Raw genomic sequence first — 22,675 nt, 5'->3', positions numbered from 1 at the left:
CGCACCCCACCCCATCCGCACCGAATCCAGGAGGCGACACCGCACCCGTGTCCACCCAGCAGCACGCGTCGTTCCGCGACATCTTCCGCCAGCCCCGCTCCGTCTTCGCCGTCGCCTTCGCGTGCGTCATCGCGTTCATGGGCATCGGCCTCGTCGACCCGATCCTCCCCGCCATCGCGGAGAGCCTCGACGCCACCGCCACCCAGGCCGAGCTCCTCTTCACCAGCTACCTGCTCGTCACCGGGCTCGCGATGCTCGTCACCAGCTGGATCTCCAGCCGCATCGGCGCCAAGCGCACCCTGCTCATCGGCCTCGCCGTGATCGTCGTGTTCGCGGCGGCCGCCGGCCTCTCGCACGACGTCGAGTCCGTCATCGGCTTCCGCGCCGGCTGGGGCCTCGGCAACGCGCTCTTCATCTCCACGGCGCTCGCGACCATCGTCGGATCCGCGTCCGGCGGCACGGCCTCCGCGATCATGCTCTACGAGGCGGCCCTCGGCCTCGGCATCGCGATCGGCCCGCTCCTCGGCGGCCTCCTCGGCAGCTGGAGCTGGCGCGGCCCGTTCTTCGGGACGGCGACGCTCATGGCGGTCGGCTTCATCGCGATCCTGGCCCTCCTCGGCAAGGACGACGGCCCCCGTGCGCCCATGCGCCTGTCCGCCCCGCTGCGCGCGCTCCGCACCCCCGCGCTCGCGGTGCTGGCCGCCGCCGCGCTCTTCTACAACATCGGCTTCTTCGTGCTGCTCGCCTACACGCCGTTCCCGCTCGGCTTCGACGCCATCGGCCTCGGCCTCACCTTCTTCGGCTGGGGCGTGGGCCTCGCGATCACGTCGGTGCTCGTGGCGCCGCTGCTCACCCGGCGGATGGCGCGCACCTCGGTCCTCCGGCTGGTGCTCCCGCTCCTCGCCGCCGACCTCGCCGCGGCCGGCCTCGTGGTCCGCTCGGCGACCGGGCTCGTGATCTGCGTGATCGTGGGCGGGCTCCTGCTCGGCGTCCTGAACACGGTCCTCACCGAGTGCGTGATGGAGGCCACCGACCACCCGCGCAGCGTCGCGTCCTCCGCGTACTCGTCCGTGCGGTTCCTCGGCGGCGCCATCGCCCCGCCCGCCGCGACCGAGCTCGCGCGCCTGTTCTCGGACGCCGCGCCGTACTACGCCGCGGCCGGATCCGTGCTCGTCGCCCTCGTGATCGTCGTCGCCGGCCACCGCTGGCTCCGCCGCGTGGACGACGCCCCCGTCGACGCCCTCGAGGAGGCGCAGGCGGTCACCGCCGGCGACGCCTGACGCCCGGTCGGTCGGATCCCCGTCATCCGCCCCCGGCCCCGACAGCGCTCATGGCGCGGCCGGGGCCGGGGGCGCCGTCGTGCTCGCGCGGGCGGCGAAGTCCACGGGCATCGTGCACGTCCGCTCCGGCGCCCCGCCCGGCGCGAGCCCCTGGAGCACCATGCCCACCGCGGTGCGGCCCTGCTGCCGCGGGTGCTGCTCGACGGTCGTGAGCCCGAACAGCGGCGCGAGCGCGTGCCCGTCGATGCCCGCGACGGAGAGCTCGGCCGGCACCGCGATCCCCAGCTGCCGCGCGGCGAGGATCGTCCCGATGGCGATCTCGTCGGAGGCCGCGAAGACCGCGGTCGGGCGGGTCCGCGGATCCGCCAGCAGCGCCATCGCGGAGCGGAAGCCGCCGTCGATCGTGAACTCGGCCGTGGCGAAGCGCGCCTCGAGCCCGCGCGGATCCGCGTCCATCGCCGCCCGGTAGCCCGCCAGCCGCTTCGCGTGCACGAAGAACGCCATCTGCGCGTGCAGGTCGCCGCCGAGGTGCACCACGCGCGCGTGGCCGAGGCTCAGCAGGTGCTCGGTCGCCAGGCGCGCGGCGGCCTCGTCGTCGATGCTGAGCGTGCTCATGCCCTCGACCGGGCCGCCGATGCCGACGAGCGGCTTGTCGAGCGAGCGCAGCCGCACGACCTCCGCGGGCGTGAGCGCGACGCTCACCGCGATCACCGCGTCCACGCGCTTGCGCACGAGGAAGTACTCGAACACCTTCCGCCGCTGCTCGGGGTCGGCGGTGAGGCGGTAGAGCGTGAGGTCGTAGTCGGCCTCGATCAGCGCCTCCTCGATCCCCTCCAGCAGCTCGGCGAAGAACCAGCGGTTGATGTACGGCAGGACGACGCCCACGTTCTTCGACTGCCCGGTCACGAGGCTCGACGCGTTCGAGGAGACGACGTAGCCGATCTCGGCCGCGGCCTCGGAGACCCGGGTGCGGGTGGCGGGGGAGACGTAGCCCCGACCGCTGAGGGCGCGGGAGGCGGTGGCCTTCGAGACCCCGGCGAGCCGGGCGACGTCGGCGATGGCGCTCATCGCGCTCCCTCTCATCGGGTCCCGCGGCGCACCGTCGCGCCGGACGCGCGCACTGGAAGCGGTTCCAGGATGCGCGGGGTCTGGTCCGATGATGGCGCATCGGAGACGGCGGCGCACCCGTCGCGGCCCCGAGGTAGACCGTTTCGTTACCTGATCCGCCTTGCCGTGACCTGCGAGCTCCCCTACGTTGACCTGTGGAACCGGTTCCCCATACGGAGGAAAAGGTTCCGGGCGACGGCGCCTCACCCGCCGACGCACGCAGCACAGGACGGCGGGGCAGCCCGCATCCACTCGATGAAGAGGAGACGCACATGGGCCACGCCCTATTCCGACGTCGCTTCGCGGCACCCCTCGCAGCGGTCGGCATCGCCGGCCTCGCGCTCACGGGATGCACGGGCGACATCGCGGCCGAGGACAAGGCAGACACCGACTGCTCGCCCTACTCGTCGTACGGCGAGTTCGAGGGCAGCCCCGAGGTCAGCATCGGCGGCACGATCCAGGACGACGAGGCCGACCGCCTCGTGGAGTCCTGGAAGGACTTCCAGACCTGCACGGGCATCACCGTGAACTACCAGGGCACCAAGGAGTTCGAGGCGCAGATCGCGGTCCTCGCGGAGGGCGACTCGGCTCCCGACATCGGCATCATCCCGCAGCCCGGCCTCTTCAACGTGCTCGCGTCGAAGGGCTACCTGCAGGCCGCGCCCGCCGCGGTCGAGGAGAACGTCGACAAGGGCTGGTCCACCGACTGGAAGGGCTACGGCACCGTCGACGGCACCTTCTACGGCGCGCCGCTCATGGCGAGCGTCAAGGGCTACGTCTGGTACTCGCCGAGCGAGTTCACGGAGAAGGGCTACGAGACCCCGAAGTCCACCGCGGAGCTCATGGCCCTCACCGAGAAGATCGCGGCCGAGGGCGACCACAAGCCCTGGTGCGTCGGCATCGGATCCGGCGACGCCACCGGCTGGTCGGGCACCGACTGGATCGAGGACTACGTCCTCCGCGAGGCCGGTCCGGAGACCTACGACAAGTGGGTGAAGCACGAGATCCCGTTCAACGACCCCGCGATCGCCAAGGCGTTCGACGACGTCGGCGAGATCATCAAGAACCCCGACTACGTCAACGGCGGCCTGGGCGACGTCTCGTCGATCATCTCCACGGAGTTCGGCGACGCCGGCCTCCCGATCCTCGACGGCGAGTGCTCGCTGCACCACCAGGCCTCGTTCTACGAGGGCTTCTGGAAGAAGGCCGACGGCACCGACGCGAAGGTCTCGCCCGACGGCGACGTCTACGCGTTCCTCCTGCCGCCCACGGACGCGGGCGACTCCACGGCCGTCACCGGCGGCGGCGAGCTCGTCGGCGCGTTCAAGACGAGCGACGAGATCACCGCGGTGCTCTCCTACCTCTCGAGCGACACCTGGGCGAACAACCGCGTGAAGCTGGGCGGCGTCATCAGCGCGAACAAGGGGCTCGACCCCGCGAACGCGACGAGCGACATCCTCAAGCAGAGCATCGAGATCCTCCAGGACCCGAACGCCACGTTCCGCTTCGACGGCTCGGACCTCATGCCCGGCGCGGTCGGCACCGACTCCTTCTGGAAGGGGATCGTCGGCTGGCTGAGCGGCGACTCGACCCAGAAGACGGTCGACGCCATCGAGTCGAGCTGGCCCGCGTCCTGATCGACGGCCGGCCCTGACCGGGCCGGCCACCGTCCCCCGCACGCACGCGGGAACCGGCGGGGTCGCCGCGCACGCGCGGCGGCCCCGCTCCCACACCCACCCCGACCCGAAGGGCGAGACGTCCATGACGACCGCTGATCTGATCGGCAAGATCCTGCAGGTGGTGGCCGCGCTGGCCGTCTTCGCCGTGGTGATCGGGCTGATCCTGTTCCTCATCGACAAGGCGCCGAAGCGCGGCAAGGACTGGGTGCAGCTCGGCGCCTTCGTGCTCCCCGCGCTGATCCTGCTGGCCGTCGGCCTCATCTACCCCGCGTTCCGCACGACGCTGCTCGCGTTCCGCGACAACAGCGGCGAGTGGGCGGGCCTCGACAACTTCGTCTGGATGTTCACCCAGCCGTCCGCGCTCCGCACGCTGCTCAACACCGTCATCTGGGTGGTCTTCGTCCCGCTGCTGTCGACGGCCATCGGCCTCGCGTACGCGGTCTTCATCGACAAGTCCCGCGGCGAGAAGTACTTCAAGGCCCTCGTGTTCATGCCGATGGCCATCTCGTTCGTCGGGGCCGGCATCATCTGGCGCTTCGTCTACGACTACAAGTCGGGCGACAACGCGCAGATCGGCCTGCTCAACCAGATCCTCGTGTGGATGGGCCAGGAGCCCGTGCAGTGGCTGCAGACCGAACCCGTCAACACGGCGCTGCTCATCATCGTGATGATCTGGATCCAGACCGGCTTCGCCATGGTCGTCCTCTCCGCGAGCATCAAGGGCGTGCCCACCGAGCAGCTCGAGGCCGCGCAGCTCGACGGCACGAACGCGTGGGAGCGGTTCCTGAACGTGACGCTCCCCGGCATCCGCGGGTCGCTCGTCGTGGTCGTCACCACCATCTCCATCGCGACGCTCAAGGTCTTCGACATCGTCCGCACGATGACGGCGGGCAACTTCGACACGAGCGTCATCGCCAACGAGATGTACACGCAGGCGTTCCGCGCCGGCGAGCAGGGCCGCGGCTCCGCGCTCGCGATCGTGCTGTTCCTCATGGTGCTGCCGATCGTCATCTACAACGTCCGCGTCATGAGCAAGCAGAGGGAAATCCGATGAGCGTCGCACCCGCCGACCTTCCCGTCGCGGACGGGGCCCGCCGCGGCACCATCGAGCAGGCCGCCACGGTCGGCGCGAAGAGCCGCCGCGTGAAGAACCGGCTCACCTCGCGTCGCGCGACGGTCGCCGCGCTGATCATCGCGGTGCTCTGGACGCTGCCGACCTTCGGCCTGTTCGTCTCGTCGTTCCGGCCGGCCGGCCTGATCCAGACCACCGGCTGGTGGACGATCTTCCAGAACCCGGGATTCACGCTCGACAACTACCAGGACGTGCTGCTCTCGACCTCGCAGTCGTCGCCGCAGCTGGGCTCGTACTTCGTGAACTCGCTCGCCATCGCGATCCCGGCGACGCTGTTCCCGCTGGTCATCGCGTCGATGGCCGCGTACGCGTTCGCGTGGATCAAGTTCAAGGGCTCGAACTTCCTGTTCGTGCTGATCTTCGCGCTGCAGATCGTGCCGCTGCAGATGGCGCTCATCCCGCTGCTGCAGATGTTCACGCGCACGCTCCGCCCGCTGCAGGAGGCGGTGCACGCCGTCATCCCGATCATCCCGGACCAGGGCTACCTGCCGGTGTGGGTGGCGCACACGATCTTCGCGCTGCCGCTGGCGATCTTCCTGCTGCACAACTTCATCTCGGAGATCCCGGGCGAGGTCATCGAGGCGGCCCGCGTCGACGGCGCGAGCCACGGCCAGGTGTTCTTCCGCATCGTGCTGCCGCTGGCCCTGCCGGCCATCGCGTCGTTCGCGATCTTCCAGTTCCTGTGGGTCTGGAACGACCTGCTGGTGGCGCTGATCTTCTCGGGCGGCACGGCCGACGTCGCGCCGCTCACGCAGCGCCTCGCGGAGCTCACGGGGACGCGCGGACAGGACTGGCAGCGGCTCACGGCGGCGGCGTTCGTCTCGCTCATCGTGCCGCTGATCGTGTTCTTCAGCCTGCAGCGCTACTTCGTGCGGGGCCTGCTGGCGGGATCCACGAAGGGCTGATCCGCGCCCGCCGACCGCGGCCCGGTCGTCCGCTCACGCGGGCGGCCGGGCCGTCGTCGTCCGCCCGGCGCCACGTGGTCGGGGGAGATCCCCCACGGGCGTAAAATCGCCGGAATGACGAGGATGGGCGACATCGCCGCGGGCGGCGGGATGCGCGGAGGCGGCGGACGCCGCGGACGGGTGAGCGCGGCCGACGCCGAGGCCCAGCGCAAGGCCAACGCCGAGGCGCCGCGCGTCGAGAACCTGCTGGGCCGGATCGCGGAGCTGTTCCAGCCGCACCGCCGAGCCCTCATCCTCACGATCGCGCTCGTCCTGGTCGGCGCGGGCCTCACGGTCGTGCCGCCGCTGCTCACGCAGCAGGCGTTCGACCGCGGGCTGTTCCCGCCGACCGGCGGCCCCGACATCCCCGTGCTGGTCGAGCTCGTCGCCGTCATGATCGCCATCTGGATCGCGGGCGCCGGCCTCGGCGTCTGGCAGACCTACCTCACGGCGACGGTCGGCAACCGGGTCATGGGATCCATGCGCGTCGACCTGTTCCGCCACCTGCAGAGCATGGAGCTCGGCTTCTTCACGCGCACCAAGACGGGCGTGATCCAGTCCCGCCTGCAGAACGACGTCGGCGGCGTCGCGGCCGTCCTCACCAACACCGTCTCGAGCGTGCTCGGCAACACCGTGACCGTGATCGCGGCCCTCGTCGCCATGCTCGTGCTCAACTGGCAGCTGACCCTCGTGGCCGTCGTGCTCATGCCCGTGCTCGTCGTCGCGCAGCGGCGCGTGGGGCAGGTGCGCGCGCGGATCGCGTCGAGGACGCAGGAGTCGCTGTCGGACATGACGGCCATCACGCAGGAGACGCTCTCGGTCTCCGGCATCCTGCTGTCGAAGAGCTTCAACCGGCAGGCCGCCGAGACCGCGCGCTACGAGGCGGAGAACCGCACGCAGATCCGGCTGCAGGTGAGCCAGCAGATGAGCGGGCAGTGGTTCTTCGCGCTCGTGCAGATCTTCCTGTCGATCATCCCGGCCATCGTCTACGTGGTCGCGGGCTTCCTCATCACGGGCGGCGTGAGCGTCACCGCGGGCACCATCGTCGCGTTCACGACCGTGCAGGCGCGCCTCATGTGGCCGCTCATCGGCCTGATGCGCGTCGCGCTCGACCTCCAGACCTCGGGGGCGCTCTTCGCCCGCATCTTCGAGTACCTCGACCTCGAGCCCGCCATCCGCGACCGGCACGACGCGCGCCCCGTGGCGGCCGGTCCGGCGCTCGGCCGCGTCGCGTTCGACGACGTGCGCTTCTCCTACCCGGACACGCGGCCCGGCGAGCGGCCGACGCTCGACGGCATGTCGTTCGAGATCCAGCCGGGCCAGTTCGCCGCGTTCGTCGGCCCCTCGGGCGCGGGCAAGACCACGGTCTCGTACCTCATCCCGCGCTTCCACGACGTGACCGGCGGCCGCGTGCTCTTCGCGGGCGAGGACGTGCGCGACCTCGAGCAGGAGTCGCTGCTGGAGAACATCGGCATCGTGAGCCAGGAGACGTACCTGTTCCACGCGACCATCGGCGAGAACCTCCGGTACGCGCGGCCCGACGCCACGCAGGAGCAGATCGAGCAGGCGGCGCGGGCCGCGAACATCCACCAGACCATCGAGTCGTTCCCCGACGGGTACGACACGCTCGTGGGGGAGCGCGGCTACCGGCTCTCCGGCGGCGAGAAGCAGCGCATCGCCATCGCGCGCGTGCTGCTCAAGGACCCGGCCGTGCTGATCCTCGACGAGGCCACGAGCGCGCTCGACGCGATCTCGGAGCGCGTCGTGCAGCAGGCCCTCGACACCGCGTCGCGCGGGCGCACGACGATCGCCATCGCGCACCGGCTCTCGACCGTGGTCGACGCCGACGTCATCTTCGTGGTCGTCGCCGGCCGCATCGTCGAGCAGGGCACGCACGTCGAGCTGCTGGCCCGCCGCGGCGAGTACGCGCGGCTGTACAGCGACCAGCGCACCGAGGCCGCCTGACCCGGATCCGCATCGCCTTCCCGCGCATGGCCCCGTAGACGACGACCGCCCGCCCGCGGGGCGGACGGGCGGTGCGGGGAGGACGGCTCAGGACCGCGCGTCGAGGAGCTGCTGCATGTAGAGGATCTCCTTCTCCTGCACCATGACCATGCCGCTGGCGATGCCGGTGACCATCGGGTTCCGCGACCGGTCGAGGAGGGCCTGGGCCATCTCGACGCCGCCGCGGTGGTGGGCGATCATCAGCGTCAGGTACTTCCTCTCGGCCTCGACGCCCGTGAGCGACCGCAGCTCGTCGAGGTCGGCCTGCGACGCGAGGCCCGGCATGGTGGCGCCCGGCGTCATGTCCATGGACGAGTGGTCGGTCTTGCCGTCGAGCGTCGGCAGCGTCATCCACGTCATACGCGGCTGCGACGGCGCCTGGTCGAGGCCCCACGAGGTGAGGAACGCGTACATCTGGCCGGCCTGCTGGGACTGCGCCTGCGCGATGTCCTGAGCGATGAGCTTGACCTCGGGGTCGTCCGTGCGGTCGATGATCATGAGCGACATCTGCACGGCCTGCTCGTGGTGCACCTGCATGTCGCGGGAGAAGCCGGCCTCGGCGCTGTTCGTGCTGGGCGTGAGGGCGGACACGGGCGCGGTGACGCGGCCCACGAGGAGCCCGGCGACCACGAGCGCGACCGCGACGATGCCCGCCGCGAGGCCGATGCGGATCCGCCGGCCGCGGGCGCGCTGCGCCTCGCCGTGCGCGACGAGGCCCTCGAGCTCCTCCTCGCGGATGTCGTCGTCCGGCACGTGGTCGACGACGAGGTCGTCGTCGGGGCGCGGGTCGGAGGCGTCGCGGTCGTGGTCGGCCACGGTCAGCCGACCCGGCCCTCGCCCTCGAGCGCGCCGGTGCACGCGGCGCCGGCCTCGGGGGCGTTCGGGCTCTTCCAGTACTTGGCCATGAAGTCCTTGATGCGCTGGTCGTCGACCGAGTCGACCGTGATCTGCGCGCCCCACGCCGACATGGCGATGGGGGTCTCGAGGCCCTCGTACGGCGACATGGTGACGTAGCCGCCGAACGACTCCGCGTACTTCTGCAGGTTCGCGAGGTCGTCGCCCGTGATCTTCGCGGCGTCGTAGGTGATCCACACGGCGCCGTGCTCGAGGTCGTGCACCGCGTTCTCGTTCGGCTGCGGCTGGTCGTAGATGCCGCAGTTCAGCCACATGGCGTTGTGCTCGCCGCCGGCGGGCGGGTTCATGCCGTCGTACTTGGCGGCGTAGTCGACCGTGCCCTGCACGTGCGTGCTCGGGAGCGAGTCCCAGGTGCGGAGGCCCTCGATGGAGATGTCGGCCGGGTCCTGCTTCGGCGTGCCGCTGGAGACGACCACGCCGATCACGATGCCGACGACCGCGACGGCGGCCACGGATCCCGTGATGATGCCGACGAGGCGGTTGCGGCGCGCACGGTCCTGCTGCTTCTTGAGGGCCGCGACCTTCTCGGCGCGGCGGGCTTCGCGCTGCTGCTTGACCGTGAGGTCCTTCTGGGCCTGCTTGGCGGTCGGCGGGACGGGCCGTCCGCTCGTGTCGCCGGAGGGCGTGGTGTCGTCGCGTCGCGCCACGGAGGGTCCTTCTCTGCTGGGGGAATGTGCGCCCAGGGTACCGGTCCGGCCTGGGCGCACCCTGCCCGCGCGCGGCCTCCCGCCCCCGTAACACGGGCCGGAGGCGCGCCTACACTGGATGAGCGGGGCCCACCGGACCGCACACCTGACACCGGGAGCGCCACCTCACGTGAAGTACGCCGACACGATCCTCGACCTCATCGGGAACACCCCGCTCGTGAAGCTCAACAAGGTGGTCGAGGGGATCTCGGCGACCGTCCTGGTGAAGGTCGAGTACCTGAACCCCGGCGGCAGCGCCAAGGACCGCATCGCGACGCGCATCATCGACGCGGCCGAGCGCGAGGGCAAGCTGAAGCCCGGCGGCACCATCGTCGAGCCGACCTCGGGCAACACGGGCGTCGGCCTCGCCCTCGTCGCGCAGCAGCGCGGCTACCGCTGCGTCTTCGTGCTGCCGGACAAGGTCGGCGAGGACAAGCGGAACGTGCTCACGGCGTACGGCGCGGAGATCGTCGTCACGCCCACCTCGGTCGCGCCCGACCACCCCGACTCCTACTACTCCGTGAGCGATCGGCTGGCGCGCGAGATCCCCGGCGCCTTCAAGCCCGACCAGTACTCGAACCCGAACGGGCCGCTCAGCCACTACGAGACCACGGGTCCCGAGATCTGGCGCGACACCGAGGGCGAGATCACCCACTTCGTCGCGGGCGTCGGCACCGGCGGTACCATCTCGGGCGTCGGCCGCTACCTCAAGGAGGTGTCGGAGGGGCGCGTGCGCATCGTCGGCGCCGACCCCGAGGGCTCCGTCTACTCCGGCGGCACCGGCCGTCCCTACCTCGTCGAGGGCGTGGGCGAGGACTTCTGGCCGGCCGCGTACGACCCCGACGTGGTCGACGAGGTCATCGCGTCCAGCGACCAGGAGTCGTTCGACATGACCCTGCGGCTCGCCCGGGAGGAGGGCCTGCTCGTCGGCGGATCCAGCGGCATGGCCGTCGTCTCCGCGCTCAAGGCCGCGAAGCACCTCGGCCCGGACGACGTGATGGTGATCCTGCTGCCGGACGGCGGCCGCGGCTACCTCGGCAAGATCTTCAACGAGAAGTGGATGCAGTCGTACGGCTTCGCCCGCGTCAACGGCCAGCGCACGGTCGCCGACGTGATGAGCGCCAAGACCGGCAGCCTCCCCGACCTCGTGCACGCGCACCCGAACGACACCATCCGCGACGCCATCCGGATCATGACCGAGTACGACGTGTCGCAGCTCCCCGTCCTCTCCGCCGAGCCGCCCGTCGTCATGGGCGAGGTCGCGGGCGCCGTCGACGAGCGCAGCCTCCTCGAGCTCGTGTTCAGCGGTCGCGCGCAGCTGTCCGACCAGGTCGGGCCGTTCACGGGCGACGCGTTCGGCCTCATCGGCGTGAACGAGACCGTGCCCGAGGCGTGGAGCGCCCTCGGATCCGCCGACGCCCTCATGGTGAGCGACGGCGGCAAGCCCGTGGGCGTGCTCACGCGGCACGACCTCCTCACCTACCTCACCGACTGATCCGCCGACCGGCCCGGCCCGCGCATCCCTCCCGACCCACAGAGACGAGCACCGTGAGCGACAAGCACGACTTCGACACCCGCGCGATCCACGCCGGCCAGGACCCGGATCCGACCACGGGCGCGGTCATCCCGCCCCTGTACCTCACGAGCACCTTCGTGCAGGACGGCATCGGCGGGCTGCGCGGCGGCTACGAGTACGCGCGCAGCGCCAACCCCACCCGCACCGGCCTGCAGGAGCTGCTCGCCTCGCTCGAGCGCGGGAAGCACGCGTTCTCCTTCGCCTCCGGCCTCGCCGCCGAGGACACGCTGCTGCGCGCCATCACGCGTCCGGGCGACCGCATCGTGCTGAGCGACGACGTGTACGGCGGCACCTACCGCCTCCTCACGCGCGTGCTCGGCGACTGGGGCATCGTCGTCGAGACCGTCGACATGAGCGACCTCGCCGCGGTCGAGCGCGTCCTCGGCTCCGGCCCCGCGAAGGTGCTCTGGGTCGAGACGCCGAGCAACCCGCTCATGAAGATCAGCGACATCCGCGCGCTCGCCGACCTGGGTCACGCGGTCGGCGCCACGGTGGTCGTCGACAACACCTTCGCCTCGCCGTACCTCCAGCAGCCGCTGACGCTCGGCGCCGACGTGGTCGTGCACTCGACCACCAAGTACCTGGGCGGCCACTCCGACGTGCTCGGCGGCGCCGTCATCCTCGACGACGACGCGCTCGCCGAGCAGGTCGGCTTCCTGCAGTTCGCGATCGGCGCCGTCTCCGGCCCCATGGACGCCTGGCTCACCACGCGGGGGATCAAGACGCTCGCCGTCCGCGTCGAGCGCCACTCGTCGAACGCCGAGGAGATCGCGGCCTTCCTGCAGAGCCACCCCGACGTCACGGCCGTGCACTACCCGGGCCTCCCGGAGCACCCGGGCCACGACATCGCGAAGGCCCAGATGACGGGCTTCGGCGGCATGATCTCGTTCCAGGTGCGCGGGGGAGCGAAGGCCGCGCGCCGCGTGGTCGAGGGCACGCGCGTGTTCCAGCTCGCCGAGTCGCTCGGCGGCGTCGAGTCGCTCATCAGCTACCCGTCCGAGATGACGCACGCGTCGGTCAAGGGCACGCCGCTCGAGGTGCCGGACGACCTGGTGCGCCTGTCGGTCGGCATCGAGGCCGTCGAGGACCTCGTCGTCGACCTCGAGCGCGCGCTCGGCAAGGCCCTCAAGCAGGGCAAGCACTAGCGGCGGAGGGTGCGGCGCGGGTCGCCGCACCTCCCGCGCGGGTCAGGGGAGCAGCTCGCGCACGGCCTCGTCGACGCTGACCCCGCGGTCGCGCGCGAGGGCGCTGAGGCGCGCCATGGCGTCGCGGTCGAGCGCGATCGTGAGGGTGGTGTCGCCGGGCTCCGGCGCGACCTCCTCGTCGAACGCGTCGAAGTCGAACAGGCCCGGCTGCGCGGGCGCCTGGGCCTCGACGGCCTCCGCCTCGACGAGCGCGGGATCCGCGGCGAGCTCGGCGTCGTCCTCCACGGCCGCGGCCTCCTCGGTCGCCTGCGCCGCGGATCCGCCGCTCGCGTGCCCGGCCCAGCCCGGTCCCTCGGGGATCGGCCGCTTGCCCTGGAACGCTGTCGCGACGGCGCGCGCCCGGTCGTCGGCCGCCTCGTTGAGCGGGTGGTTCGCGTGGCCCTTGACCCACTCGAAGCGGTAGCGGCGGCCCTGGATCTCGGCGTCGATCTCCTTCAGCAGCTCCACGTTGAGCACCGGCTTGCCGTCGCCCTTGCGCCAGCCCTTGCGCTTCCAGCCGGGCATCCACTTGGTGACCGAGTTGATGACGTACTGGCTGTCGCACAGCACGAGCAGGTCGTCGTCGAGGTGCGCGGTCGCGCGGAACAGCTCGAGCACCGCCTTCAGCTCGCCCTGGTTGTTCGTGGCGTGCGGCCAGCCGCCCGCGGCCCAGTGCTCGTCGTCCACGTACCAGGCCCAGCCGGCGGGGCCGGGGTTGCCGAGCGCGGATCCGTCTGCCGCGGCGGTGATCGTCACAGGTGGTGCCTCTCGTCGGGTGGACGACCAGTCTGCCGCAGCCGTCCGACGGACCGCGCCGCCCCTCCCGGGCGGACCGCTCCCGGATCCGCGCCCGTGTGACAGTCACATGTGACAATGTGACACCTGCGTCGCACGACGCACGGGCCGCGGCCCGCACGAGGACGGGGTCGACGATGACGACGGAGACGCCACGGGGGAGGGCGCCCAGCATCCGCGACGTCGCGCGCCTCGCCGGGGTCTCGCACCAGACCGTCTCGCGCGTGCTCAACGACTCGCCGTCGCTCCGCGCGGAGACGCGGCAGCGCGTGCTCGACGTGATGGAGCAGGTCCAGTACCGCCCGAACCGCGCGGCCCGGGCCCTCGTCACCAGCCGCTCCCGCACCATCGGGGTGCTGACCTCGCAGAGCTCGCAGTACGGTCCGGCGTCCTCCATCGCCGCCATCGAGGCGGCCGCGCGCGAGGCGGGCTACCTCGTCATCACCACGAACCTGGCCTCCTCCGACGAGGCGTCGATCCAGGTCGCCCTCGGCCACCTGCTCGACCAGGCCGTCGAGGGCCTCGTGGTCGTGGCACCGCAGGTGCGCGTCCGGGAGGTGATCGCGAGCATGTCGCTCGACGTCCCGTACGTGACCATGCAGAGCGACGGCAGCGGCGACGCGCACGACCTCTCGGTGGACCAGATCGCGGGGGCGCGGCTCGCCACCCGGCACCTGATCGACCTCGGCCACCGCGACATCTACCACCTCGCCGGCCCGCAGGACTGGATCGAGGCGGAGGCCCGGATGCGCGGCTTCCTCGACGCCATGTCCGCGGCTGACATGCCCACGACCGCGCCGATCCTCGGCGACTGGACCGCGGAGTTCGGCTACTACGCGGGCCGCGAGATGCTCCGCCTGCGCGACTTCACCGCGATCTTCTCCAGCAACGACCAGATGGCCCTGGGGCTCATCCACGCGGTCCGCGACGCCGGGCTGGACGTGCCGCGCGACGTCAGCATCGTGGGCTTCGACGACATCCCCGAGGCCGCGCACTTCTGGCCGCCGCTCACCACCGTGCGCCAGGACTTCGCCGAGGTCGGGCGCCGCTGCGTCGCGCTCCTGCTCGACGGCATGGGCGGGACGGGCGACACCTACCGCGGCACGATCACGCCGGAGCTCGTCGTGCGCGCGTCCGCCGGGCCGCCCTCGTACTGACCCGCCGCGGGTCCCCGGTCCTCACCGGACGGCGTCGCGACCCCACTTCGAGGGGGTGGGTCGTCCCGGGTTGACAGGTCGATCGTGCGCGTGTGTAGAGTGACATCCGCCGATGTGACCGTTCACATCCCACGCGGTCCCCCCGGGCCGCGGTGCATCAGACGAAGGAGTCGATCCCGTGCCCAGCGCCCCCACGAGCAGCGAAGCCCCCGCCGAGAAGGCCGGAGCGTCGGCCGAGAGGTACGTGATCGGGGTCGACTACGGCACCCTCTCCGGCCGCGCCGTCGTCGTGCGCGTCTCGGACGGCGTCGAGCTCGGCTCCGGCGTCCTCGACTACCCGCACGCGGTGATGGACGACACGCTCGCCGCCACCGGCGCGCAGCTCCCGCCCGAGTGGGCCCTGCAGGTCCCGAGCGACTACGTCGACGTGCTCAAGCAGGCCGTGCCCGCCGCCATCCGCGAGGCCGGCATCGACCCCGCGCAGGTCATCGGCATCGGCACCGACTTCACCGCCTGCACCATGGTCCCCACGCTCGCCGACGGCACGCCGCTCAACGAGGTCGAGGGATACGCCGACCGCCCGCACGCCTACGTCAAGCTCTGGAAGCACCACGCCGCGCAGTCGCACGCCGACCGCATCAACGCGCTGGCCGAGGAGCGCGGCGAGGCGTGGCTGGCACGCTACGGCGGCCTCATCTCCAGCGAGTGGGAGTTCGCGAAGGGCCTCCAGCTCCTCGAGGAGGACCCCGAGCTCTACGCGATGATGGAGCACTGGGTGGAGGCGGCCGACTGGATCGTCTGGCAGCTCACCGGCAGCTACGTCCGCAACGCCTGCACCGCCGGCTACAAGGGCATCCTGCAGGACGGCGAGTACCCGACGTCCGAGTTCCTGGGCGCGCTGAACCCCGACTTCGCCTCCTTCGCCGAGGACAAGGTCGCGCACGAGATCGGCCAGCTCGGAGCCGCGGCCGGCACGCTCTCCGCCGAGGCCGCCGCCTGGACGGGCCTGCCCGAGGGCATCGCCGTCGCGGTCGGCAACGTCGACGCGCACGTCACCGCCCCTGTGGCCCGCGCCGTGGAGCCCGGCCAGATGGTCGCGATCATGGGCACCAGCACCTGCCACGTCATGAACAGCGACGTGCTCACCGAGGTCCCCGGCATGTGCGGCGTCGTCGACGGCGGCATCGTCGCGGGGCTCTACGGCTACGAGGCCGGCCAGTCCGGCGTCGGCGACATCTTCGCCTGGTACGTCAAGAACCAGGTGCCCGCGCGCTACGCCGAGGAGGCCGCGGCCGCCGGCAAGAGCGTCCACCAGCACCTCACCGACCTCGCGGCCGACCAGCCCGTCGGCGGCCACGGCCTCGTCGCGCTCGACTGGCACTCCGGCAACCGCTCGGTGCTCGTCGACCACGAGCTCTCCGGCCTCGTCGTCGGCACCACGCTCACCACGCGCACCGAGGAGGTCTATCGGGCGCTGCTCGAGGCCACCGCGTTCGGCACGCGCAAGATCGTCGAGACGTTCAACGCCTCGGGCGTGCCCGTCACCGAGTTCATCGTCGCGGGCGGCCTGCTGAAGAACGCGTTCCTCATGCAGGCGTACAGCGACATCCTGCGCCTCCCCATCTCGGTCATCACGAGCGAGCAGGGCCCGGCGCTCGGATCCGCGATCCACGCCGCCGTCGCCGCGGGCGCCTACCCGGATGTGCGCGTCGCGGGCGACGCGATGGGCAAGGTCGAGCGCGGGAAGTACCAGCCGAGCGAGGAGCGCGCGCTCGCCTACGACCGCCTGTACGAGGAGTACTCCACGCTGCACGACCACTTCGGCCGCGGCGCCAACGACGTCATGAAGCGGCTCAAGTCGCTCAAGAGGGAGGCCCGCGCGTGAGCGGCTTCGCCCCCGAGATCGAGGTCGCGGTCGCCCGCGTCCGCTCCGAGGTCTCCCGCCTGCACGGCGAGCTCGTGCGCTACGGCCTCGTGGTCTGGACCGGCGGCAACGTCTCCGGCCGCGTCCCCGGCGCCGACCTCTTCGTCATCAAGCCGTCGGGCGTCAGCTACGACGACCTGAGCCCCGAGAACATGATCCTCTGCGACCTCGACGGCAACGTGATCCCGGACACCCCGGGCTCCCGCAACGCCCCCTCGAGCGACACGGCGGCCCACGCGTACGTCTACCGCAACATGCCCGAGGTGGGCGGCGTGGTCCACACGCACTCCACCTACGCGGTGGCGTGGGCGGCGCGGCGCGAGCCCATCCCGTGCGTCATCACCGCGATGGCGGACGAGTTCGGCGGGGAGATCCCCGTCGGCCCGTTCGCGATCATCGGCGACGACTCGATCGGCCGCGGCATCGTCGAGACCCTCACCGGGCACCGCTCGCGCGCCGTGCTCATGGCGGGCCACGGTCCCTTCACCATCGGCAAGGACGCGAAGGACGCCGTGAAGGCGGCCGTCATGGTCGAGGACGTGGCGCGCACCGTGCACATCTCCCGCCAGCTCGGCGAGCCCGCGCCGCTGCCCGCCGAGGCCGTCGACTCCCTGTTCGACCGCTACCAGAACGTCTACGGACAAGCACCCCAAGGAGCCCTGAAGTGACCCGCATCACCACGTCCCTCGACCACTACGAGGTCTGGTTCCTCACCGGCAGCCAGAACCTCTACGGCGAGGAGACGCTCCAGCAGGTCGCCGAGCAGTCGCGGGAGATCGCCCGGCAGCTCGAGGAGGCGTCCGACGTGCCCGTGCGCGTCGTGTGGAAGCCCGTCCTGAAGGACTCCGACAGCATCCGTCGCATGGCCCTCGAGGCCAACGCGAGCGACCGCACCATCGGCCTCATCGCGTGGATGCACACGTTCAGCCCCGCGAAGATGTGGATCCAGGGCCTCGACGCCCTGCAGAAGCCCTTCCTCCACCTGCACACGCAGGCCAACGTCGCGCTGCCGTGGAGCAGCATCGACATGGACTTCATGAACCTCAACCAGGCCGCGCACGGCGACCGGGAGTTCGGCTACATCCAGTCGCGCCTCGGCGTCACCCGCAAGACGGTGGTCGGCCACGTGAGCACGGAGTCGGTCCGCGCGAGCATCGGCACGTGGATGCGCGCCGCCGCCGGCTGGGCCGCCGTGCACGAGCTCAAGGTCGCGCGCTTCGGCGACAACATGCGCAACGTCGCGGTCACCGAGGGCGACAAGACGGAGGCCGAGCTCAAGTTCGGCGTCTCGGTCAACACCTGGGGCGTCAACGACCTCGTCGAGCGCGTGGACGCGGCGACCGACGCCGAGATCGACGCGCTGGTGGACGAGTACGAGCGCCTCTACGACATCGCGCCCGAGCTGCGACGCGGTGCCGAGCGCCACGAGTCGCTCCGGTACGGCGCGGCCATCGAGGTGGGCTTGCGCTCCTTCCTCGAGGAGGGCGGCTTCGGCGCCTTCACCACGAGCTTCGAGGACCTCGGCGGCCTCCGCCAGCTCCCCGGCCTCGCCGTCCAGCGGCTCATGGCCGAGGGCTACGGCTTCGGCGCCGAGGGCGACTGGAAGACGGCCGTGCTGATCCGCGCGGCGAAGGTCATGGGCGCAGGCCTCCCCGGGGGCGCGAGCCTCATGGAGGACTACACGTACCACCTCGTCCCCGGCGAGGAGAAGATCCTCGGCGCGCACATGCTCGAGATCTGCCCCACGCTCACCACGGGCCGGCCGAGCCTCGAGATCCACCCGCTCGGCATCGGGGGCCGCGAGGACCCCGTGCGCCTCGTCTTCGACACCGACCCCGGCCCCGCCGTCGTCGTCGCCATGTCGGACATGCGCGACCGGTTCCGCATCGTCGCGAACGTCGTGGAGGTCGTGCCGCTCGACGAGCCGCTCCCGAACCTGCCCGTCGCCCGCGCCGTGTGGAAGCCCGCGCCGGACCTCGCGACGAGCGCCGCGGCCTGGCTCACGGCCGGCGCCGCCCACCACACGGTCATGAGCACGCAGGTCGGCGTCGAGGTCTTCGAGGACTTCGCCGAGATCGCGCGCACCGAGCTCCTCGTCATCGACGAGGACACGACCCTCAAGGGTTTCACCAAGGAAGTCCGCTGGAACCAGGCGTACCACCGCCTGGCCCAGGGCCTGTAACACCCCACACCGGGGGAGCGGGTCGGCGCAGATGCCGACCCCGCGCCTCACAGCAGCAGTACGAAAGGAACACGACCGTGAAGATGAAGAAGGTCCTCGTCGGCATCGCCGCCACGAGCATCGCCCTCTCCCTCGCAGCCTGCTCGGGCGGCGGCGGCGGCCGCGGCGGCAGCGCCGGCGGGACCGAGGACAACAAGGGCGCCCTCGTGGGCGTCGCCATGCCCACCAAGACGAGCGAGCGCTGGGTCGACGACGGCAACAACGTCGAGAAGCAGCTCACCGACCTGGGCTACAAGGTCGACCTGCAGTACGCGAACGACAAGGTCCCCGAGCAGATCTCGCAGATCGAGACCATGCTCAACAAGGGCGCCAAGGCCCTCATCGTCGCGTCGATCGACGGCACCGCGCTGACCCAGGTCCTCAAGACCGCGGCCGACGACGGCGTCAAGGTCATCGCGTACGACCGCCTGATCAACGGCACCGAGGACGTCGACTACTACACGACGTTCGACAACCAGCAGGTGGGCGTGCTCCAGGGGAACTCCCTCCTGCAGGGCATGGGCCTCGTGGACGCGGACGGCAAGCCGACCGGCAGCAACGAGAAGAAGACCATCGAGATCTTCGCGGGCAGCCCCGACGACAACAACGCCACGTTCTTCTACGACGGTGCGATGAGCGTCCTCAAGCCCTTCCTCGAGTCCGGCCAGATCACCGTGGGCTCCGGCCAGACGGAGTTCAGCCAGGTCGCGATCCAGCAGTGGAAGCAGGAGGGCGCGCAGGCCCGCATGGAGAACCTGCTCTCGGGCAACTACGGCAGCGGCCAGGTGCTGGACGGCGTGCTCTCGCCCTACGACGGTCTCTCGCGCGGCATCCTCCAGGCCCTCACCTCGGCCGGTGTCGCCAACGACGCCATGCCGATCATCACCGGCCAGGACGCGGAGAAGGCGTCCGACAAGCTCATCCTCGACGGCGTCCAGTACTCGACGATCTTCAAGGACACGCGCCTGCTCGGCAAGGAGGCCGTCACGATGGTCGACGACCTGCTCACCGGCGGCACCCCGGATGCGCCCGACACCTACAACAACAAGGTGAAGGACGTCCCGACCAAGCAGTTCGCCCCCGTGACCGTGACGAAGGACAACCTCGTCGAGGTCATCGTGGACAGCGGCTACTACACGCAGGACGAGATCGACAAGGGCGAGTAGCCCTCCGCGTCGCCCAGGCGGCGCACCCGGCCGGTCGGCGTTCGCGTCGACCGGCCGTCCACCGGGCGGGCCGGCCGTTCACCACGGCCGGCCCGCCTCCGGGCGGCCCCCTTATCCGCCGCCCGCAGCACCACCGCCGGGAACCCGGCACCACCATCCACACAAGTGAGGCAGGCCATGGCCAACCACATTCTCGAGATGCGCGGCATCACCAAGACGTTCCCCGGCGTCAAGGCGCTGCAGGACGTCACTCTCGAGGTCACGCGCGGCACGTGCCACGCGATCTGCGGCGAGAACGGCGCGGGCAAGTCGACCCTGATGAAGGTCCTCTCCGGCGTCTACCCGGCCGGCTCCTACGACGGCGACATCGTCCTCGAGGACGAGGTCGTCAAGTTCTCCAGCATCCGCGACAGCGAGAAGTCGGGCGTGGTGATCATCCACCAGGAGCTCGCGCTCAGCCCCTACCTCTCCATCGCGGAGAACATCTTCCTCGGCAACGAGATCTCCAAGGGCGGCTTCATCGACTGGAACGCCACCAACGTGGAGGCCGCCAAGCTCCTCGCCCGCGTCGGGCTGAGCGACAACCCGGCCACCAAGATCGCCGACATCGGCGTGGGGAAGCAGCAGCTCGTGGAGATCGCGAAGGCGCTCTCCAAGGAGGTGAAGCTCCTCATCCTCGACGAGCCCACCGCGGCGCTCAACGACGAGGACTCCGCCCACCTGCTCGACCTGATCAAGCACCTCAAGGGCCAGGGCATCACGAGCATCATCATCAGCCACAAGCTGAACGAGATCAAGGCGATCGCCGACGCGGTGACCATCATCCGCGACGGCAAGACCATCGAGACCCTCGACCTCGAGCGCGACTCCATCAGCGAGGAGCGCATCATCAAGGGCATGGTCGGTCGCGACCTCCAGAGCCGCTACCCGGACCGCACGCCGGACATCGGCGAGGAGATCCTGCGCATCGAGGACTGGACGGTCCACCACCCGCAGGAGCACTCCCGCGTCGTCGTCGACCACGCCAACCTCAACGTCCGTGCGGGAGAGGTCGTCGGCATCGCCGGCCTCATGGGCGCGGGCCGCACCGAGCTCGCGATGAGCGTGTTCGGCCGCTCCTACGGCGCGAACATCTCGGGCAAGCTCTACAAGCGCGGCAAGGAGATCACCGCGCGCACGGTGGGCGAGGCCATCAAGAACGGCCTCGCGTACGCCACGGAGGACCGCAAGCACTACGGCCTCAACCTCATCGACGACATCAAGCGCAACGTCTCCGGCGCCGCGCTCGACAAGCTCGCGAAGGCCGGCTGGGTCGACGCGAACCAGGAGTACGTGGTGGCCGACGGCTACCGGAAGTCGATGAACATCAAGGCGCCGAGCGTCGGATCCATCACCGGGAAGCTCTCCGGCGGCAACCAGCAGAAGGTCGTCCTCTCCAAGTGGATGTTCTCCGACCCCGACGTGCTGATCCTCGACGAGCCCACCCGCGGCATCGACGTCGGCGCCAAGTACGAGATCTACACGATCATCAACGCGCTCGCCGCGCAGGGGAAGGCCGTCATCGTCATCTCCAGCGAGCTGCCCGAGCTGCTCGGCATCTGCGACCGCATCTACGCGCTCTCGGCCGGCCGGATCACGGGGCAGCTCCCGATCTCCGAGGCGACCCCCGAGAGCCTCATGACCTACATGACCAAGGAAAAGGAATAGTCACCATGTCCAGTCTCAGCAACGTGGCGGGGTTCCTCGTCAGCCGCCTCAGGCAGATCGGCATCTTCATCGCGCTGATCGCGATCGTGGTGCTGTTCCAGATCCTCACCGACGGGACGCTCCTCGAGCCCCGCAACGTCACGAGCATCGTCGTCCAGAACGCCTACATCCTGATCCTCGCGATCGGCATGGTGATGGTCATCATCGCCGGCCACATCGACCTGTCGGTCGGATCGGTCGTCGCCCTCGTCGGCGCCGTGTCGGGCGTGTTCGCCGTGAACTGGGGCTGGCCCTGGTGGGCGGCCATCCTCGCCAGCCTCGTGATCGGCGGACTCATCGGCGCCTGGCAGGGCTTCTGGGTGGCGTACGTCGGCATCCCCGCCTTCATCGTGACCCTCGCGGGCATGCTCACCTTCCGTGGCCTGGCGCAGATCGTCCTGCAGAGCCGCCCGATCACCCCCTTCCCGGACGAGTACGTGGCGGTCGGCGCGGGCTTCCTGCCCGATCCCTCCAACGGCACGTCCGTCCTCGAGTGGGTCACCGTCACGCTGGGCGTCCTGGCGACGGTGTTCCTCGTCGCGCAGCAGCTCCGCGAGCGTCGTGCCCGCGTGAAGCTGAACCTCGAGGACGAGCCCCTCGCGTGGTTCCTGACGAAGATCGCCTTCATCGCCGTCCTCGTGCTCGGCATCACGTACCTGCTGGCCAGCTACCAGGGCACCCCGATCGTCCTCGTGATCCTCGCGGTCCTCGTCCTCGTCTACACCGCGGTGATGAACCGCAGCATCTTCGGCCGTCACATCTACGCCCGAGGCGGCAACCTCAACGCGGCGCAGCTGTCCGGCATCAACACGAAGCGGGTCGACTTCCTGCTCTTCGTGAACATGGGCTTCCTCGCGGCTCTCGCGGGCATCGCCTTCACCGCGCGCAGCAACACGGCGCTCCCGAGCGCCGGCAACGGCTTCGAGCTCGACGCCATCGCGGCGGTCTTCATCGGCGGTGCGGCCGTCACCGGCGGCATCGGCACCGTCACGGGCGCGATGGTCGGTGGTCTGATCATGGGCGTGCTCAACAACGGCATGTCGCTGCTCGGCCTCGGCACGGAGTACCAGCAGCTCATCAAGGGCCTCGTGCTCCTCCTGGCCGTCGCGTTCGACGTGTTCAACAAGAGCCGCGGATCCAAGTCCGCGAGCTGATCCAC

The 22,675-nt window shown here is 70.6% G+C and carries 18 protein-coding genes; 14 read left to right on the top strand and 4 right to left on the bottom strand.

The window, feature by feature from the left end; genetic code table 11:
• Positions 1-47: 47 nt before the first annotated feature.
• Positions 48-1,280: an MFS transporter gene (locus tag ACMT9T_RS05940; protein ID WP_414744676.1), complete on the top strand. Its 1,233-nt coding sequence runs from the start codon at positions 48-50 to the stop codon at positions 1,278-1,280.
• 48 nt (positions 1,281-1,328) lie between these two features.
• On the opposite strand, the gene ACMT9T_RS05935 is transcribed toward ACMT9T_RS05940, so the two are convergent.
• Positions 1,329-2,348 (bottom strand): LacI family DNA-binding transcriptional regulator, encoded by a 1,020-nt coding sequence (locus ACMT9T_RS05935; protein ID WP_414744675.1) that lies wholly within the window; start codon positions 2,346-2,348, stop codon positions 1,329-1,331.
• Positions 2,349-2,659: 311 nt separating this feature from the next.
• Between ACMT9T_RS05935 and ACMT9T_RS05930 the strand changes: the two genes are divergently transcribed.
• The 4 genes from ACMT9T_RS05930 to ACMT9T_RS05915 all read left to right on the top strand — a co-directional run bounded on the left by ACMT9T_RS05930 (position 2,660) and on the right by ACMT9T_RS05915 (position 8,107).
• On the top strand, positions 2,660-4,024 hold the full coding sequence (locus ACMT9T_RS05930) for an ABC transporter substrate-binding protein (protein ID WP_414744674.1): 1,365 nt from the start codon (positions 2,660-2,662) through the stop codon (positions 4,022-4,024).
• A 124-nt stretch (positions 4,025-4,148) separates the two neighbouring features.
• Complete coding sequence (locus ACMT9T_RS05925) at positions 4,149-5,120, top strand: carbohydrate ABC transporter permease (RefSeq protein ID WP_116052823.1); 972 nt, start codon at positions 4,149-4,151, stop codon at positions 5,118-5,120.
• Positions 5,117-6,103, top strand: coding sequence for a carbohydrate ABC transporter permease (locus tag ACMT9T_RS05920; RefSeq protein WP_414744673.1), 987 nt, complete (start codon positions 5,117-5,119; stop codon positions 6,101-6,103). Before ACMT9T_RS05925 ends, ACMT9T_RS05920 begins: the two co-directional genes overlap by 4 nt.
• A gap of 123 nt (positions 6,104-6,226) precedes the next feature.
• Complete coding sequence (locus ACMT9T_RS05915; protein WP_414745860.1) at positions 6,227-8,107, top strand: ABC transporter ATP-binding protein; 1,881 nt, start codon at positions 6,227-6,229, stop codon at positions 8,105-8,107.
• A gap of 87 nt (positions 8,108-8,194) precedes the next feature.
• Here ACMT9T_RS05915 and ACMT9T_RS05910 read toward each other — a convergent pair whose 3' ends face one another.
• Together ACMT9T_RS05910 and ACMT9T_RS05905 are read right to left on the bottom strand one after the other, a co-directional pair.
• On the bottom strand, positions 8,195-8,962 hold the full coding sequence (locus ACMT9T_RS05910; RefSeq protein WP_414744672.1) for a DUF305 domain-containing protein: 768 nt from the start codon (positions 8,960-8,962) through the stop codon (positions 8,195-8,197).
• Positions 8,963-8,964: 2 nt separating this feature from the next.
• Complete coding sequence (locus ACMT9T_RS05905) at positions 8,965-9,708, bottom strand: thioredoxin-like domain-containing protein (protein WP_414744671.1); 744 nt, start codon at positions 9,706-9,708, stop codon at positions 8,965-8,967.
• 169 nt (positions 9,709-9,877) lie between these two features.
• On the opposite strand from ACMT9T_RS05905, the gene ACMT9T_RS05900 reads away from it, so the two are divergent.
• Both ACMT9T_RS05900 and ACMT9T_RS05895 read left to right on the top strand, forming a co-directional pair.
• Complete coding sequence (locus tag ACMT9T_RS05900; protein ID WP_414744670.1) at positions 9,878-11,242, top strand: cystathionine beta-synthase; 1,365 nt, start codon at positions 9,878-9,880, stop codon at positions 11,240-11,242.
• Between the two features lie 53 nt (positions 11,243-11,295).
• Positions 11,296-12,468, top strand: coding sequence for a cystathionine gamma-synthase (locus tag ACMT9T_RS05895; protein WP_414744669.1), 1,173 nt, complete (start codon positions 11,296-11,298; stop codon positions 12,466-12,468).
• 42 nt (positions 12,469-12,510) lie between these two features.
• Here ACMT9T_RS05895 and ACMT9T_RS05890 read toward each other — a convergent pair whose 3' ends face one another.
• A complete protein-coding gene (locus ACMT9T_RS05890) occupies positions 12,511-13,263 on the bottom strand; it encodes an RNase H family protein (protein WP_414744668.1) in 753 nt (250 codons plus the stop codon).
• Between the two features lie 176 nt (positions 13,264-13,439).
• Between ACMT9T_RS05890 and ACMT9T_RS05885 the strand changes: the two genes are divergently transcribed.
• The 7 genes from ACMT9T_RS05885 to mmsB all read left to right on the top strand — a co-directional run bounded on the left by ACMT9T_RS05885 (position 13,440) and on the right by mmsB (position 22,670).
• Positions 13,440-14,459 carry a LacI family DNA-binding transcriptional regulator gene (locus ACMT9T_RS05885; protein WP_414744667.1) on the top strand — a complete coding sequence of 340 codons (1,020 nt, stop codon included), beginning with the start codon at positions 13,440-13,442 and terminating at the stop codon, positions 14,457-14,459.
• A 178-nt stretch (positions 14,460-14,637) separates the two neighbouring features.
• Positions 14,638-16,344 carry a ribulokinase gene (gene araB / locus ACMT9T_RS05880; protein WP_414744666.1) on the top strand — a complete coding sequence of 569 codons (1,707 nt, stop codon included), beginning with the start codon at positions 14,638-14,640 and terminating at the stop codon, positions 16,342-16,344.
• Positions 16,341-17,051 carry an L-ribulose-5-phosphate 4-epimerase gene (locus ACMT9T_RS05875; protein WP_094126168.1) on the top strand — a complete coding sequence of 237 codons (711 nt, stop codon included), beginning with the start codon at positions 16,341-16,343 and terminating at the stop codon, positions 17,049-17,051. Before araB ends, ACMT9T_RS05875 begins: the two co-directional genes overlap by 4 nt.
• The gene (araA, locus tag ACMT9T_RS05870; RefSeq protein WP_414744665.1) at positions 17,048-18,565 is read left to right on the top strand and encodes an L-arabinose isomerase; all 1,518 of its coding nucleotides are present in this window, start codon (positions 17,048-17,050) and stop codon (positions 18,563-18,565) included. The genes ACMT9T_RS05875 and araA overlap by 4 nt, the downstream gene beginning before the upstream one ends.
• Positions 18,566-18,642: 77 nt before the next feature.
• A complete protein-coding gene (gene chvE, locus ACMT9T_RS05865) occupies positions 18,643-19,770 on the top strand; it encodes a multiple monosaccharide ABC transporter substrate-binding protein (protein WP_414744664.1) in 1,128 nt (375 codons plus the stop codon).
• 177 nt (positions 19,771-19,947) lie between these two features.
• On the top strand, positions 19,948-21,477 hold the full coding sequence (gene mmsA / locus ACMT9T_RS05860; protein WP_414744663.1) for a multiple monosaccharide ABC transporter ATP-binding protein: 1,530 nt from the start codon (positions 19,948-19,950) through the stop codon (positions 21,475-21,477).
• Positions 21,478-21,482: 5 nt separating this feature from the next.
• Positions 21,483-22,670: a multiple monosaccharide ABC transporter permease gene (gene mmsB, locus ACMT9T_RS05855; RefSeq protein ID WP_414744662.1), complete on the top strand. Its 1,188-nt coding sequence runs from the start codon at positions 21,483-21,485 to the stop codon at positions 22,668-22,670.
• Positions 22,671-22,675: the final 5 nt, after the last annotated feature.

It is taken from the genome of Clavibacter vidaverae, assembly GCF_047529985.1.
Lineage (GTDB): Bacteria > Actinomycetota > Actinomycetes > Actinomycetales > Microbacteriaceae > Clavibacter > Clavibacter nebraskensis_A.
The sequence above is the reverse complement of the archived record's forward strand: the minus strand, read 5'-3'. Positions and strand labels throughout refer to the sequence as shown.